Source organism: Slackia exigua ATCC 700122 (assembly GCF_000162875.1).
Lineage (GTDB): Bacteria > Actinomycetota > Coriobacteriia > Coriobacteriales > Eggerthellaceae > Slackia > Slackia exigua.
Genome location: NZ_GG700630.1, coordinates 662,256 through 676,824, shown reverse-complemented (window position 1 = coordinate 676,824; position 14,569 = coordinate 662,256). Strand labels below are relative to the sequence as shown.

At 64.0% G+C, this 14,569-nt stretch carries 14 protein-coding genes; 11 read left to right on the top strand and 3 right to left on the bottom strand.

What is annotated here, in order from left to right; all coding sequences use genetic code 11:
* Positions 1–33: 33 nt before the first annotated feature.
* Positions 34–1,191, bottom strand: a complete 1,158-nt coding sequence (locus HMPREF0762_RS02970) for a DegV family protein (protein ID WP_006361920.1) — start codon at positions 1,189–1,191, stop codon at positions 34–36.
* 203 nt (positions 1,192–1,394) lie between these two features.
* Between HMPREF0762_RS02970 and HMPREF0762_RS02965 the strand changes: the two genes are divergently transcribed.
* Genes HMPREF0762_RS02965 through HMPREF0762_RS02955 form a run of 3 tightly spaced genes read left to right on the top strand, consistent with a single transcriptional unit; the run spans position 1,395 to position 4,308 of the window.
* Positions 1,395–2,204: an ABC transporter permease gene (locus HMPREF0762_RS02965; RefSeq protein WP_009079407.1), complete on the top strand. Its 810-nt coding sequence runs from the start codon at positions 1,395–1,397 to the stop codon at positions 2,202–2,204.
* Positions 2,194–2,994 carry an ABC transporter ATP-binding protein gene (locus HMPREF0762_RS02960; protein ID WP_006361917.1) on the top strand — a complete coding sequence of 267 codons (801 nt, stop codon included), beginning with the start codon at positions 2,194–2,196 and terminating at the stop codon, positions 2,992–2,994. The genes HMPREF0762_RS02965 and HMPREF0762_RS02960 overlap by 11 nt, the downstream gene beginning before the upstream one ends.
* Positions 2,995–4,308, top strand: coding sequence for an undecaprenyl-phosphate alpha-N-acetylglucosaminyl 1-phosphate transferase (locus tag HMPREF0762_RS02955; RefSeq protein ID WP_006361916.1), 1,314 nt, complete (start codon positions 2,995–2,997; stop codon positions 4,306–4,308).
* Between the two features lie 87 nt (positions 4,309–4,395).
* Here the strand turns inward: HMPREF0762_RS02955 and HMPREF0762_RS02950 are convergent, their stop codons facing one another.
* On the bottom strand, positions 4,396–5,637 hold the full coding sequence (locus HMPREF0762_RS02950) for a carboxylate--amine ligase (protein ID WP_006361915.1): 1,242 nt from the start codon (positions 5,635–5,637) through the stop codon (positions 4,396–4,398).
* A 275-nt stretch (positions 5,638–5,912) separates the two neighbouring features.
* Positions 5,913–6,842: a patatin-like phospholipase family protein gene (locus tag HMPREF0762_RS02945; RefSeq protein ID WP_006361914.1), complete on the bottom strand. Its 930-nt coding sequence runs from the start codon at positions 6,840–6,842 to the stop codon at positions 5,913–5,915.
* Positions 6,843–7,168: 326 nt separating this feature from the next.
* Here HMPREF0762_RS02945 and trxA point away from each other — a divergent pair, with 326 nt between their 5' ends.
* The 8 genes from trxA (at position 7,169) to mreD (ending at position 14,569) form a co-directional block, all read left to right on the top strand.
* A complete protein-coding gene (trxA, locus tag HMPREF0762_RS02940) occupies positions 7,169–7,477 on the top strand; it encodes a thioredoxin (RefSeq protein WP_006361912.1) in 309 nt (102 codons plus the stop codon).
* Between the two features lie 100 nt (positions 7,478–7,577).
* Positions 7,578–8,513 carry a thioredoxin-disulfide reductase gene (gene trxB / locus HMPREF0762_RS02935; protein ID WP_006361911.1) on the top strand — a complete coding sequence of 312 codons (936 nt, stop codon included), beginning with the start codon at positions 7,578–7,580 and terminating at the stop codon, positions 8,511–8,513.
* A gap of 133 nt (positions 8,514–8,646) precedes the next feature.
* Positions 8,647–9,618 (top strand): ABC transporter substrate-binding protein, encoded by a 972-nt coding sequence (locus HMPREF0762_RS02930; RefSeq protein WP_006361910.1) that lies wholly within the window; start codon positions 8,647–8,649, stop codon positions 9,616–9,618.
* A 147-nt stretch (positions 9,619–9,765) separates the two neighbouring features.
* A complete protein-coding gene (gene prfA, locus HMPREF0762_RS02925) occupies positions 9,766–10,836 on the top strand; it encodes a peptide chain release factor 1 (RefSeq protein ID WP_006361909.1) in 1,071 nt (356 codons plus the stop codon).
* Between the two features lie 4 nt (positions 10,837–10,840).
* Complete coding sequence (locus tag HMPREF0762_RS02920; protein ID WP_006361908.1) at positions 10,841–11,830, top strand: N5-glutamine methyltransferase family protein; 990 nt, start codon at positions 10,841–10,843, stop codon at positions 11,828–11,830.
* Between the two features lie 197 nt (positions 11,831–12,027).
* Positions 12,028–13,095 carry a rod shape-determining protein gene (mreB, locus tag HMPREF0762_RS02915; protein ID WP_006361907.1) on the top strand — a complete coding sequence of 356 codons (1,068 nt, stop codon included), beginning with the start codon at positions 12,028–12,030 and terminating at the stop codon, positions 13,093–13,095.
* A gap of 9 nt (positions 13,096–13,104) precedes the next feature.
* Positions 13,105–14,016, top strand: a complete 912-nt coding sequence (mreC, locus tag HMPREF0762_RS02910; RefSeq protein WP_006361906.1) for a rod shape-determining protein MreC — start codon at positions 13,105–13,107, stop codon at positions 14,014–14,016.
* A 4-nt stretch (positions 14,017–14,020) separates the two neighbouring features.
* Complete coding sequence (gene mreD / locus HMPREF0762_RS02905; protein WP_006361905.1) at positions 14,021–14,569, top strand: rod shape-determining protein MreD; 549 nt, start codon at positions 14,021–14,023, stop codon at positions 14,567–14,569.

Sequence of the window (14,569 nt, the reverse complement as noted above, 5' to 3'; positions counted from 1 at the left end):
TTCTATCAGGTGTGCGTTGCGGGATGGATGGTTCTATAGGCCGGGCTGCTCGTCGAGGTTCTGCACGACGATGCCGAGCAGGCCCGGGCCGGTATGCACGACGAGCGCGGGAGAGAGGCTTCCGGCATCGATGACCTCGGTCGCATCGGGGAAGTACTCCTGGGCGCGCGCGAGCAGGGCGTCGAGTTCCTCGCGCGCGATGCCTTCGGCCATGGCCACGCGATAGCGCCGCGGCGCATCGACGCCTTTCTGCGCAAGCTCGACGAGCTTCGCGATGGATTTCTTGCGTCCGCGCGCCTTCCCGATGACCGCATACGTGCCGTCGTTCGGGGTGCAGGTGATAAGCGGGCGCAGGTTGAGCGCGCTTCCGAGCGAATAGACGGCCTTTCCGATACGCCCTCCCTTGTACAGGTATTCGAGGGTGTCGGGCAGGATGAATATGCGCGTCTGGGCGGCGACGCGGCGCGCCCGTCGCGCGATATCGGCGAACGCGACGTCCTGCTCGAAGAGCTCCATCGCGCGCATCGCCGTCATGCCCGAACCGACGCCTATGTTGAGCGTGTCGATGATTTCGCACGTCAGATGAGGAAAGTTGAGCGAAACCGTTTCGAAGATCGCATGCGTGGACGAAAGGCCCGACGAAATGGTCACACAGATCACGTGCGTGAAGCCGGCGGCTTCGACCCGCTCGAAAGCCCGATGCACGTAGGCGGGCGTCGGCGTGGACGTCTTGGGGATCTCCTCGTCGAAGCGCGCGAAGACCTCGGCGGGCGAGATGGTCTCGCGGTCGAGGAACGATTCCTCGCGGTAGTTGATGAGCATCGGGACGACGAAGACCGGGTACTTCTCTTTATAGGCCGGCACCACGTCGCAGCACGAATCGACGATGAAGGCGATGTTCTCCCCGTGGGAATTCGTGCAGGCGCGCGCGTCGGGGGCGGCGCCGGTCGCGACGCCGTCGATCGGCTGGGGGATGGTCGATGCCGTCGACGCTTCGACGGGGATGTCGGGCAGAGGGGTCTCGTAGGCGTAGCGCGCGTCCGTGCCGGGTTCGCCCCCGCGTTCGGATTCGGTGCGCGATGCGGCTTCGAATGCGGCTCCGGCGAGGTCTCCGGCCTGGGTTTTGAGGGCCGCGGCCTGCCGCGCGAGCTGCGATGCGCTTTGATTGAGTTTAGAGATGAAATCTGGCATGACGCTCCGTTCCGGCGGCGTTCGAAGGAATCGCCCGCGCACGAGGCGCCGGGCGCACGGTTCATTCTAATATACGTTCCGCATGCACGGCAGAATTGCAGATGCATTGCAAATGCTCACGCTCCGCGTCGGTAATGCTATCATTCATAAGCTATGAAATGACGGGGGCGCCTTGCGCCTTGGGCACGTTTGAACGGCGGCATATGCTCAATACATTGCGTGAGATACTGCAGGAGAACTGGCAGTGGCGCAACCAAATCATGAACCTCGCGGTGATCGACCTGCACAAGACCGTGCGCGGCGCCGTTCTGGGCTGGATTTGGCTGCTCGTGAAGCCCGTAACGTATATCGCGGTCTTCTGGTTCGCCCTTGAGCTGGGCCTACGCGCCTCGAGCGGCGTTACGGAATACCCGTACATCCTCTGGCTGTCCTGCGGCCTCATTCCCTGGTTCTTCATGAGCGACCTGCTCAACACCGGCGCCAACATATACCGGCGCTATCCGTTCCTCGTGAACCGCATCCATTTCCCGCTCTCGTCCATATCGCTGTTCTATGCGCTTTCGCAGTTCATCATCTTCCTGATGCTCATGGCTCTGCTGCTGATCGCGTGCGTCGTGAAGGGGTATGCGCTGTCCGTCTACGCGTTGCAGCTCGTGCCCGTGTCGCTGCTCATGCTCGTGTTCTGGACGATGTTCTCGGTCATGGTCTCGGGGTTGTCGGCCTTGAGCAAGGACTTCCTCAATCTTCTGAAGGCCGCGACCCAACCGCTCTTCTGGATCTCGGGCGTCATCTACAATCTGAGCAACCTTCCGTATCACACGGTCACCAAGATCCTCGCATTCAACCCCGTCACGTTCTTCTGCGAGGCGTTTCGCGCCTGCCTGTGCGATAAGTACTGGTTGTGGGACAAGCCGTCGCTGCTCGTGCCCTTCCTCATCGCATTCGCTCTGACGCTCGTCGTCATGCTGTGGAACTACAAGAAGCTCAGGAAGGACGTGGCCGATGTCCTCTAACGAAGCAGCCATCGCCGTGCCCGAGGAATTCGTCGTCCCCTCTGCGGTACGTGACGAGGATTCCGCAGCCGATGTGGCCATTCGGTTCGAGCACGTCACCAAGATGTACAAGCTGTTCTCGAGCGACAAGGCGCGCTTCGCGGCCACGTTCTCTAAGAGGATTCCCTACAAGGAGATCCTCGCCAACAAAGACCTTTCGTTCACGATTCATCGCGGCGAGGCCGTCGCGTTTCTGGGCAGCAACGGCGCCGGCAAGTCGACGGCGCTCAAGATCATCACCGGCGTCGCGTATCCGACGCACGGCCGCGTCACCGTGCATGGCCGCGTAAGCGCCCTGCTCGAGCTTTCCGCCGGCTTCGATTACCAGCTTAGCGGCCGCGAGAACATCGCGCTGCGCGGGCAGCTCTGGGGGCTTTCCAACCAGGATCTGCGCGACCTCGAACCTAAGATCATCGAGTTCGCCGAGCTGGGCGACTATATCGACCAGCCTATGCGCACGTATTCGAGCGGCATGAAGGCGCGTCTCGGCTTCGCGTTCGCGAGCTCCATCGCACCGGACATCCTCGTTGTCGACGAGGCGCTGTCCGTCGGCGACCGCCGGTTCCAGCGCAAGTGCCTCGCACGCGTGCGCGAAATCATCTCGGACTCGCGCGTCACGGTGCTGTTCGTCACGCATTCGTCTAGCTCAGCAAAGGAATTCTGCAAGCGCGGCATCGTGCTTGAGCAGGGCGGCAACATCTTCGAGGGCGACATCAAGGCCGCCGTCGAATTCTACGAGAAACGCAACTAGGTGATTATCAGCGCAAATATCGGGCACCTTCTGGTGTTGGGCGTCATCTCCCTCGCGGTGACGCTGCTGATGGTCCCCGTCGTCAAGCGGCTCGCGTTCCGCCTGAACGCGATCGACTATCCAGGCGCGCGCCGCGTCAACACGATTCCCGTCGCGCGCATGGGCGGCGTCGCCATGTTCGTCGGCGTGATCGGGGCGCTCGTATTCGAAGTCTTCGCCGAGCATCTGCTGAACTGGCATGGTTTCGAGCGCTCGTCCTGGGTGCTTGCGGTCAATTACAAGGGCGTGCTCGTCGGTCTCGCGGTCACGATGCTCGTCGGCGCCGTCGACGACGTGAAGTCCCTCAAGCCCTCGACGAAGCTGCTCGGCCAGATCGTCGGTGCTTCCATCATCGCCGCGTCCGGGGTTCTGCTTTCGTCGATCAACAACCCTCTCGGGGCGGGCTATATCGAATTCGGTTGGCTTTCGTATCCGCTGACGGTGTTCTACCTGGTGGCGTTCATGAACGTTATCAATCTCGTGGATGGCCTCGATGGTCTGGCCGCGGGCATCGTCGGCATCGCCGCGCTCACGCTCTTCTTCATCGGTATGGGCAAGCTCCGCCTCGAAGTCGCCATGTTCGCTGTCGTGCTCCTGGGCGCCTGCCTCGGGTTCTTGCGTTACAACTTCAATCCCGCGAGCATCTTCATGGGGGATTCGGGATCGCTGTTCCTCGGCGCCATGCTCGGCGTCATCTCGCTTCTGGGCGTCATCCGCTCGTCCACGCTCGTGGTCATGGTCGCGACCATCGTCATCGCGGCCATTCCCATCGCGGATACGCTCGTCGCCATCATCAGGCGCGTGCATAACCATCAGCCTATCCAGCAGGCCGATGCGAAGCACCTGCACCACAAGCTCCTGCGCGAAGGGTACTCGGTGCGTAAGTCGGTGCTGATCGTCTACGGCTGGACGGCGATGCTCGCGTTCGGCGCGTTCGTCATCTCCAACCTCTCGGGCATCAAGGCGCTGATCGTCTTCGTCGTGCTTGCGGCGGCATCGTTCGCCATCCTGCTGCGTCTCGGCATCTTCGAACCGGTGCTGCGCCATCACTACAACCGGCGTCGCGGCCCTATAGCCCACCATCATGACGACGAAGAGGCCGGGGCGGATGCGTCCGGCGAATCCGATGCGTCCGGCGAAGCGGGCGAATCCGATGCGCCCGATGGAGCAGACGAATCCGGCGCGGCCGATACGGCCGATGGAGCAGGCGGATCCGACGCGCCCGACGGGACCGGCGCAGCCGATCGGTCGGGGAAAGCCGACGAGCTCGCCTAGATTTCGGCGGGGTCCACGGGCTCGGCGGGGCTTCCGATCGCCTTTCGAGGACTACGAAGTGCGGATTCTTCCAAACCGCGCCCTCCGCTACTTGAGGTAGTGCTTCGGGAACTTCGTCAGGTAATGGAAATACGTGATATGGCTCCAGAGCCAGTGCGCGAAGGTGTCGCGCGCGCCGAAGGTAGGGCAGCCATGCGCCTTGCGCGCGACGAGCGCGAGCGCCTTCGATTTGAGCGGTTCGTCCACGTAGTCGCGCACGAGCTTGGTCGGCACGACCTTGAACAGGAACGGGCGGTCGAGGTCGCGCTTGGCGACGGTCTTTCCCTCCACGAACTGCTCGACGATCGGCTTGACGAAGTTCTCCCCTGCAAGCGTGAGGTAGTAGGAGTTGCGTCCGGGGCGGGCGTTCATCTCGAGGAACCGATACGTGTCGCTGCGCGCGTCGTACATGACGTCGAAATTGCCGTAGCCGTGATAATCGAATTCCTTGACCAGGCGTGTCGCCGCATCGATCAGATGCCGGTGGCACGGCTCGTCCACGGTGCTCATGATGCAGACGGGATTGCCGAGCGCCGAGGGGTCGTGATCCTGAAGCAGCACATGGCCGACGCAGATGATGCGCACGTCGCCGCGGTCGCAGAAGACCGTGATGCTGTAGATGACGGTGTCGTCGCCGGGGATGCGGTCCTGCAGGAGCAGCCCTCCTTTGTAGGACGAGCCTTTGATGGCCTCGAACATCTTCTCGAGACCGGCGCGATCGGCGATCTCGGCAACCTTCTCTTTGCCGGGGAATTCCGCATAATGCCAGGCTGCGGAGTCGGAAGGCTTGCAGATGATGGGATAGCCGCCGAGTCCGAGCTCCTCGTCGGACGGCAGCTCGGTCGCCGTGGACATGTCCAGCTCGAAGGTCAGCGGACGATCGACGCCGGCGCGATCGCAGGCGGCGTAGAATTCGTCTTTATGCATGATGCTTTCGAACTTCTCCAAGGGCAGGTACGGCACGACGCATCGCGCGTCTTCGCCGCATGCCGCGATGAGTTCGTCTTGGTATTCGCAGAGAAAGCGCGCGTACCAGTCGCCCGACCCGAGCAGCACGGGAATATCGCCTGCGGCCGCTACCTGCGCGACGGTCTTCTTCGCCAGGCCGAGCAGATAGGCGGTGTCTTCGATCCCGTGGTCGACGATCGCATCGAGGAACTTCGACGAGGTGACCATCTTGACATCGTTCGAGCAGATCACAAGGCTGCGCACGCCGTAGGCCTCGTGCATGCAGCGCGCGTAGGAGTAGGCGAGGATGTCTCCACCGAAGATGACGGGCTTGATGTTCATGGCGATCTCGATCCTTTTTCGTTCGTATGCGCGGAGTCGCACGGATTTCCAGGCTCCGGGATTGGATTCTCGGATTCCGGGATTATACGCGGGAAGCATGCGCACGTCTTCGCCGCGCGCGGAGTCGCACGGAATAAAGGGAAAGCCGTCGTTATAGGGAAAAGCCCTCGCGAAAGGGGAGGGCTGTCGCTGAAGAGGGGTTTCCCGAAGGAAGGGTATGCGGCCCCATCGCGGTTCAGCACCCGCGGAGGAAGGGCCTGCGGCCCCATCGCGGCTTAATCGACGCGTTTTCCGAGGTCGTCTCCAAGGTAGGATTTCAAATCCTCCCACTGCAGCGCGGCCTGGCGGTATCCCTGTTCCCACAGGTCGAAGAGCTTCTGCCGGTCATGCTCGATATTGCCGATGGTCACGGGCTCGGGCGGCTGGATCACGAATGCATGCCCCGCCTTGTGCAGCTCGCGCGCCCAGCGATACGTGCAGTTGTAGTCCACATGGCGATGGCGCACGCGCTCGAGGAACTTCGGGTGATCGCGATACACGCGTTCCATCAGGCGCATAAGCTTTTCTTCCTTGCGCACGAACGACGCGTCGCGCGTCAGGACCACGATATGCTTGCCCGATCCGCCGAGCGTCATGGAAAAGCCCAGGGGCACGCTGTCGCAGGTGCCGCCGTCGAGCAGCTTCTTGCCGTCCACCTCCACGATCTTGGTCATGAGAGGCATGCTGCAGGACGCCTTCAGGTAATCGATATCTGCCATGGATTCGATGCGGTGGTAGTCGGCCTGCCCGGTCTCGATGTTGCTCGACACGGCATAGAGGTTCATGGGCGACGATTCGAATGCGGCCACGTCGAAAGGATCGGTCTCGAGGATGCCTTCGAAGACGAAGCCGTCGCCGAACACCGTGCCGTAACGCGCGAAGTTGTTGAAGGACAGGTAGCGCGGATCGGGGCCGTATTTGACGTTGACGAAGCAGGTGCGCCCGACTTCGCCGGCCAGATAGTCGTAGCCGTTGAGCGATCCGGCGCTCGTGCCGACGACGTTTTCGCACCAGACGTCGTGATCCATGAGGAAATCGAGCACGCCCGCCGTGAACTGGCCGCGCATCGCGCCGCCTTCAAGGACGAGGTTCGCGCGCGTAAGCTCCTTGCCGGCGTATGCAGGCGCGGCATCGCCGACGGTTTCAGGTGAATATGCCTCGTACATGGGAAAGCCCTTTCGTTCGTCAGAGAAGCCTCATCGTCGGGCAATTCCGCCGTCGCGTCAAGAAGCCGTGCACGGCGGCGTCGCGAACCTGCGGCCGCAGGTTGCGCGGGCGGCCGTCAGCGCCGCATCGCATGCGATTCGCCGCCCCATACGTCGTTGCGGGCCATGCCGGCCGGCACGCGCGGGCTCTCCGCATCTTCTTCAAGAATCGCGATAAAAGGTTGCGCACAATGTAATTGCATGATAGTATTCACGCCGTAAGAGAGAGCCGGCACGAAGCCCGGCGCCGCGAGCCCGCATGCGGGCGCACACGAAAGGGGTCAGACATGGCCGAGATCATCAATGCAGCGAATTTCGAGGAAAAGGTCCTCAAGAACAGCAAGCCCGTCCTCGTGGACTTCTTCGCCACCTGGTGCGGTCCGTGCAAGATGATGTCTCCCGTCATCGACGAGATCGCCGCCGAGAAGGCCGGCGTCGTCGACGTTTTCAAGATCGACGTCGACGAGAACCAGTCCATCGCTCAGAAGTACCAGGTCATGAGCATTCCGACTCTCATTGTTTTCGAGCATGGCCAGGTCAAGAAGCAAACGCTGGGCGCTCAGCCCAAGGCTGCGGTGCTCGACCTGCTCGCGTAAGGCAGCGCGGCATCCCATGAAAGGCGCGTCTCCGGACGCGCGTCCAACGTATCGGGGGGTTCGGTTGTCGCCGGCCCCCTTTTTCTAGAGAGGAACGAACATGAGCGAAGCGAACCGCTTCAACGTTGCCATCATCGGCCAGGGTCCGGCAGGCATGACCGCCGCGCTGTACGCGGGTCGGGCCGGCCTTTCGACCGTATCGTTCGAACGTATGGGGCCGGGCGGCCAGATGACCACCACCGACGCCCTCGACAACTATCCTGGATTCGCCGAAGGCGCGGAGCCCTTCGCGCTCTCGTTCGCGATGAGCGCGCAGGCCGCCCGCTTCGGCGCGCAGGCCAAAACCGACGAGGTTGTCGGGCTCGACCTCGCGTCGGCGCCGAAGCGCATCGTGACGGCTTCGGGCGAGGAATACGCCGCCGACGCCGTCATCCTCGCGATGGGCGCCGCCCCGCGCCCGCTCGGCATCCCGCATGAGGACGAGCTGCGCGGCAAGGGCATCTCCTATTGCGCGACCTGCGACGGCGGGTTCTTCAAAGACAAGGTCGCCGTGGTCGTGGGCGGGGGGAACACCGCCGTGGAAGACGCCATGTACCTGGCGAATATCTGCACCGAGGTGCATCTGGTCCATCGCCGCGACACGCTGCGCGCCGATGCGATCTACGCCAAGCCGCTCGACGAGCTCAAGAACGTTACCAAGCACATGAGCGCCGCCGTGGACGGCGTGCGCGAGGAAGACGGACGGGTCGCGGGCGTGCTCATTCGCGACCTTGCGACCGGCGAGGTCACGGACCTGGACGCAAGCGCGCTCTTCGTCGCCGTGGGGTCTCTGCCCAAAAGCGACATCCTGCGCGACACGGGCATCGAGCTGGACGAGCGCGGCTACGTCGTTGCGGGCGAAGACGGCAAGACTTCCATTCCGGGCGTATTCGCGGCCGGCGACGTGCGCACCAAGCAGCTGCGCCAGGTGGCCACCGCCGTGGGCGACGGGGCGAATGCGGCGGCATCCGCCTTCGAGTTCCTGTCGTTCGAATAAAAACCGTATAATGTACTCTCCCGCAGCGGACCGGCTGCGGGAGAGGGAATCTTCGGGCGTCGCGGTGCGGCGCCCTCTTTTAACGTCAACGCCTCGCTTCGGCGGGGATCCTTGCGATGAATCGGAGGCAGCCATGGGAAAGAAACTCGTATCGATATTCGTCGCCGTATGCGCGTTCGCGCTCGTCGGCGCGTTGGCCGGATGCTCGTCGAACGCATCGTCCGCCGAGGACGGATCTGCGCCTGCGATGCGCATCGGCACGATGCAGACCGAAGACGCGCTTCCGTTCTGGATCGCGCAGCAGGAAGGCCTCTATGATGCCGAGGGCGTTTCGGTCGACATCGTCACGTTCCAGAGCGCCCAGGAGCTTTCGGCCGCCTTCGCCTCGGGCGATATCGATGCCGCCATGACCGATGTCCAGACCGCGGCCACGCTCAAGGCGTCGGGAACCGACGTGAGCCTTGCGTGGGTCACGCTCGGCGCCGATGCGAGTCAGGGCCGCTTCGGCATCATGACCTCTCCTGAAAGCGGCATCACCTCGCTGGCGGACCTTGCAGGCACGCCTATCGGCGTCGGGTCGAACACGGTTCCCGAATACGTCATGGACCGTCTCATGGAGAAGGCCGGCGTGCCGGACGACCAGATCGTCAAGGAAGAGATCAAGAAGCTTCCGGTCCGCTTCGAATCCATGACGAACAATCAGGTCGCCGCAGCGGCCCTTCCTGGCAGCCTGCTCGCCCTCGGCGAGTCGTCGGGGATGGTCCTTCTCGCGGACGATTCCCAGGGCGACAACATCAGCCAGTCGGTCCTCGCCGTGCGCGCGGACTGGGCGTCGGGCGAAGGGGCCGATGCGCTTTCCAAGGCATCGGCGGCGTGGGACGCCGCCGTCGATCGCGTGAACGCCGACCCCGAGTCCTATCGCAGCCTGCTCGTCGAAAGCGCGAACCTGCCTGCGCCCGTCGCCGAGACGTATCGCATCTCGACGTATCCGAAGGCGAGCACGCCTGCGGCCGCCATGGTCCAGCCCGTGCTCGACTGGATGCTCGAAAAGGGATACCTGTCGTCGGCCATGGCCTACGACGAATCGACCGGCGCCTTCTCCTAGCCCTCGGATAGAGTTTTGACGTACCGCGCCGCGCAGGCGCGTCGTGCGCTCGCGCGGCGTGGTACCATCATCGGCCGACCGACGACATCCGAAGCTACGGGCCCCGTCATGCGACGCGGCCTTTCGCCTTTCAAGAGGGAACGAACCATGGACGAAGATTTGAGAGAGAAGCTCACGAAGATCATCGAGGGCTATGCGGAGATCGAGGAGAAGCTCGGCGATCCGGCCGTGCTTGCCGACCAGCGGGAATACACGCGTCTCTCGAAGGAATTCGCGAATCAGGCGGCGCTCGTGGGCAAGGCGAACGACTATCTGCAGGCATGCCGGGACATCGACGACGCGAAGGAGATGCTCGGCGACCCCGATATGCGCGAATTCGCCCAGGAAACCATCGCGGAGTCGGAAGCTAAGCTGCCTGCGCTCGCAGAGACCATCAAGGTCATGCTCATTCCCGACGACCCGGCCGACGAGAAGGACATCATCGTCGAGATACGCGGAGCGGCGGGCGGCGACGAGGCGGCCATCTTCGCAGGCGATCTGTACAAGATGTACGTGCGCTTCTGCGAGTCGCGCGGGTGGAAGGTCGAGAATCTCGACGCGTCCGCATCCGAGGCGGGCGGCTTCAAGAAGATCGAGTTCAAGGTCAAGGGCGACCACGTCTATTCGCTCATGAAGTTCGAGTCGGGCGTCCATCGCGTCCAGCGCGTTCCCAAGACCGAAAGCCAGGGGCGCATCCAGACCTCGACGGCCACCGTCGCGGTCCTGCCCGAAGCCGACGAGATCGACGTGGAGATCAACGAAGGCGACCTGCGCATCGACGTGTATCGCGCAGGCGGCCCGGGCGGCCAGTGCGTCAACACGACCGACTCCGCCGTGCGCATCACGCATCTTCCGTCCGGCCTGGTCGTGCAGTCTCAGGACCAGAAATCGCAGCTCCAGAACAAGATCGCGGCCATGGCCGTCCTGCGTGCCCGCCTGTATGAGAAGATGCTCGCCGAGCAGCAGGCCGCCGAAGGCGCCGAACGCCTCGCGCAGATCGGCTCGGGCGATCGCGCCGAGAAGATCAGGACCTACAACGCCCCTCAAGACCGCGTGACCGATCATCGCATCGGCTACAACGGCACATACAACGGCGTGCTGCTCGCCGACGGCCTGGCCGACCTCATCGTCGCGCTTCAGGCCGCCGATCGCGCCCGCAAGCTGGAACAGGCCGTCTAACCTCGTGAACGACGTTTGGACGATACGTGCGACCCTCGATTGGTGCGAGGGCTATCTTGCGCGCGCGCAGGACGTCAATCCGCGCGTGTCCGCGCAGCATCTGCTGTCGTTCGCCACAGGGCTTTCCCGCATCGAGCTCTACGCGCATCACGACCGCCCGCTTTCTCCCGACGAGCGCGATACCTTACGCGACGCCGTGCGCAGGCGCGCTGCGGGGGAGCCGCTCCAATACATCCAGGGCACGGCCCCGTTCCGTTTTATCGAGCTCGAAGTGGCGCCCGGCGTGCTCATTCCGCGACCCGAGACGGAAGTGCTCGTCGACGAGGCGTTTCGCGAGCTCAAAAACTTAGGTGCGTATGCGGTGCGGCGTCCGGGCCCTCATGCGGGAGAACCGTCGCTTCCGCCTTCGGAAGGCGCCGCGGCGTCCGGGTCGGCACGCCCAGGCGTCGCCGCAGAGGCGAACGGCACGCACGCGGGCGGCCTCGTCGTCGCCGATGTCTGCACCGGTTCGGGCTGCATCGCCTGCGCCATCGCTTCGGAACATCCCGACGCGCGCGTCGTCGCGACCGACATCTCGCCCGATGCCGTCGCGCTCGCGCGGCGCAACGTCGCGCGGCTCGGCCTCGGCGATCGCGTGGACGTGCGCGAAGGCGACCTCTGCGCGCCGCTTGCCGCCGATGCGCCGTTCGATCTCGTCATCTCGAATCCGCCGTACGTTCCGACCGCTGTTCTGAACGATATGCCCCGCGAAGTGTCCGTCTTCGAGCCCGCGCTCGCGCTTGACGGGGGATGCGACGGGCTCGATGCGTTCCGGCGTCTGATCGATGAAGCCGTGCCCCTGCTGTCCTTCCCGGGGGTGCTTGCCTGCGAGCTGCACGAGGACTGCCTGGACAAGGCGGCCGATCTTGCGCGAAGCGCGGGTCTTGCACGCGTACGCATAGCATCTGACCTGGCAGGAAGGTCGCGCGTCCTCATTGCGGCGAAGGCTTCCTGATCCGCGTCGGCGCCATCGTTTCCGGGAGGCGCGCGTGGTTTTCGCGCGTGCCGCCCGACCGTATCGGAGGATTCCCGCGCATGCCGTTCGACCGCATCGGAGTTGTGTGTGCATACGCGCAAGGCATCGGGCGCTTCAACCGCCGTATGCTAGAATGACTGCCCGTATATATCAGATATTACAAAAGGAAAGCCTACATGCCGCTGTCCGATATCTTCAGCAACCTCGGGGGCAGTTTCGGGGGAGCAACGTCGCGCGATCTCGCCATCGACCTCGGCACTGCCAATACGCTCGTGGCCGTGACCGGGGAAGGCGTCGTCCTGAACGAGCCGTCGGTCGTCGCAATCGAACGCAGCACCCATCGCGTGCTCGCGGTCGGCCATGAAGCGAAGCAGATGATCAACCATACGCCCGATGCGTTCTCTGCCGAACACCCGCTGCGCGACGGCGTCATCGCCGACTACGACGTGACCGAGGCCATGCTCTCCGCCTTCATCAACAAGGCCATCGACCGTCGGTATCCGTGGCAGGTCAAGCCCCGCATCGTCATCTGCATCCCCTGCGGCGCCACCTCGGTCGAGAAGCGCGCGGTCTTCGAAGCGGCCATCCAGGCCGGTGCGCGCCAGGCCTACCTGATCGAGGAGCCTATGGCGGCCGCCATGGGAGCCGAGCTGCCCGTCACCGAGCCGACCGGCTCGATGGTGGTGGACATCGGCGGCGGCACCACCGAAGTCGCCGTCATCTCGCTCGGCGGTATCGTGACGTCGTCTTCCCTGCGCCTTGCCGGCAATAAGATGGACGAGGCCATCGCCATGCACCTGCGCGACCTGCTCGGCATCAAGGTGGGCGAGCGCACGGCGGAAATCATCAAGATCAAGATCGGTTCGATCCTCCCGTTCGAAGACGGCCGTGAGAAGGACATGATCATCTCCGGCCAGGACGTCGTCACCGAGCAGCCGCGCGAGGTCACCATCCAGTCCGAAGACGTGCGCACGGCCCTTCAGCCTCCCATCGAGGAGATGGTCGTCCATATCAAGGAAACCTTCAAGAAGACCAACCCGGACTTGGCCAGCGACATCATCTCCAACGGCATCCTGCTGACGGGCGGCGGCGGCCTGCTTTCGGGCCTCGACCGCTTCCTCACGCAGCGCCTCGAGATTCCCGTCTGGACGAGCGACACCGCCCTGACCAACGTGGCCATGGGCTGCCTGAAGGTCCTCGAGACGCCGTCCGCCCTCAAACAGACGCTCATGCGTTCCAAGTAATCGCGCGCCATGGCTTCGCCTGAAGATCCCAAGCGTTCGAAGCTGCCGCGCGGGAACGCTCTGCTCGGCGTGCTTCTTATCGCGTCAGCCCTGATCGCCGGCCTCTACGTGCATGAAGGATCGGCGGGACCGGTGCATGCCGTGCGCGGCGGCATCGCGGCCGTCCTCTCTCCGGCGACGCTGCTCGGCGGCGCCGTCTCGGGCGGGGAATCCGCCGCATCTGACGCGCTCGAGAACGCCGCGGCCGACGACGCGAGCTATTCCGAGCTCAAAGACGAGAACGCCCGCCTGCGGGCGGCCGTGATCGAGATGGAGGAGTACCGCCAGGAGGCCGACCGCCTTCAGGGGCTGCTCGATCTGCAGGACCAGTACGAGCTCACGATGGTGACGGGACGTGTCATCGGCACGCAGCCGAGCGCGTGGAACCAGGTCATCACCCTGAACGTCGGCACGGACAACGGCGTCGAGGCGGGGCTTCCCGTTATCGGGCCGTCGGGGCTGCTCGGCCAGGTCGTTTCGGCCACGACATCCACGTGCGACGTGCGCTTGATCACCGATCCCCAGAGCGGCGTGTCGGTCTATATCCAGGGTTCGCGCGTGACGGGCGTCGTGCGCGGATCGCTCGACGGGCTGATCTATCTCGAAGACGTCGATCCCTCCGTCGCGGTCAAGGCGGGCGACGTGCTCGTCACCTCGGGCCTCGGCGGCGCCTACTTCGGAGGCCTTCCCGTCGGAACCGTCTCGAACGTCGAGACGCGGGCGGGCACGACCGACCGCACGATCGTCGTCACGCCGCTTTCCGATGTCACCGCCTTGCAAGAGGCGAGCGTCATCGTGCAGACCACGTCCGAGAGCCAGGCGACCGAGCCGTCCTCTTCGAGCAACGGCCAGGCGAATGCGACCAAGAAGGGAGGCAGGTAGAAATATGCGCGAGAATCTCGGGCTCATCATCGGCGGCATCGTCGCCCTTATCCTGCAGGTCGCCCTGGCGCCGAACGTCGCCATCCTCGGCGCGCAGCCGAACTTCATCCTCGTCTTCATCGTCGCGGCGTCTCTTTTCAACCGCGGCGACGCGGTCACGGTGCTCGCCTTCGTGCTCGGGCTCGCGTCCGATGCGTTGAGCACGCATCCGTTCGGCCTGATGGCCGGGATTCTGCTCCTTGCCACATTCGTCTCGTCCCGCGCCTTCGCCTTGCTCGACAACGATTCGCCCATCGTCCCCGTGGTCGTGTCCATGGTCTGCGCGGCGCTGGTCGAATGCGCGTACGCGGTCGCCTACGTCCTGTTGGGCGCCGATCTGGGATTCGGCGAAGCCGTCGTCTTGCGCGCGCTTCCCTGCGCCCTGTACGATTGCGCGATGACGCTCATCCTCATCCCCTTGCTCTACCGCGGCGCTTCCGGTCGCAAAGGCGGTGGGTCGGGAACGGCGCTGCATGTCTCGAGCAGCTCGACGACCATCAGCAACGTCAGGTAG

Excerpts from the sequence above, each read along its gene's own strand:
- HMPREF0762_RS02970 (WP_006361920.1), bottom strand. The coding sequence starts at position 1,191 with ATGCCAGATTTCATCTCTAAACTCAATCAAAGCGCATCGCAGCTCGCG.
- HMPREF0762_RS02965 (WP_009079407.1), top strand. The coding sequence starts at position 1,395 with ATGCTCAATACATTGCGTGAGATACTGCAGGAGAACTGGCAGTGGCGC.
- HMPREF0762_RS02960 (WP_006361917.1), top strand. The coding sequence starts at position 2,194 with ATGTCCTCTAACGAAGCAGCCATCGCCGTGCCCGAGGAATTCGTCGTC.
- HMPREF0762_RS02950 (WP_006361915.1), bottom strand. The coding sequence starts at position 5,637 with ATGAACATCAAGCCCGTCATCTTCGGTGGAGACATCCTCGCCTACTCC.
- HMPREF0762_RS02945 (WP_006361914.1), bottom strand. The coding sequence starts at position 6,842 with ATGTACGAGGCATATTCACCTGAAACCGTCGGCGATGCCGCGCCTGCA.
- trxA (WP_006361912.1), top strand. The coding sequence starts at position 7,169 with ATGGCCGAGATCATCAATGCAGCGAATTTCGAGGAAAAGGTCCTCAAG.
- trxB (WP_006361911.1), top strand. The coding sequence starts at position 7,578 with ATGAGCGAAGCGAACCGCTTCAACGTTGCCATCATCGGCCAGGGTCCG.
- HMPREF0762_RS02930 (WP_006361910.1), top strand. The coding sequence starts at position 8,647 with ATGGGAAAGAAACTCGTATCGATATTCGTCGCCGTATGCGCGTTCGCG.
- prfA (WP_006361909.1), top strand. The coding sequence starts at position 9,766 with ATGGACGAAGATTTGAGAGAGAAGCTCACGAAGATCATCGAGGGCTAT.
- mreB (WP_006361907.1), top strand. The coding sequence starts at position 12,028 with ATGCCGCTGTCCGATATCTTCAGCAACCTCGGGGGCAGTTTCGGGGGA.
- mreC (WP_006361906.1), top strand. The coding sequence starts at position 13,105 with ATGGCTTCGCCTGAAGATCCCAAGCGTTCGAAGCTGCCGCGCGGGAAC.
- mreD (WP_006361905.1), top strand. The coding sequence starts at position 14,021 with ATGCGCGAGAATCTCGGGCTCATCATCGGCGGCATCGTCGCCCTTATC.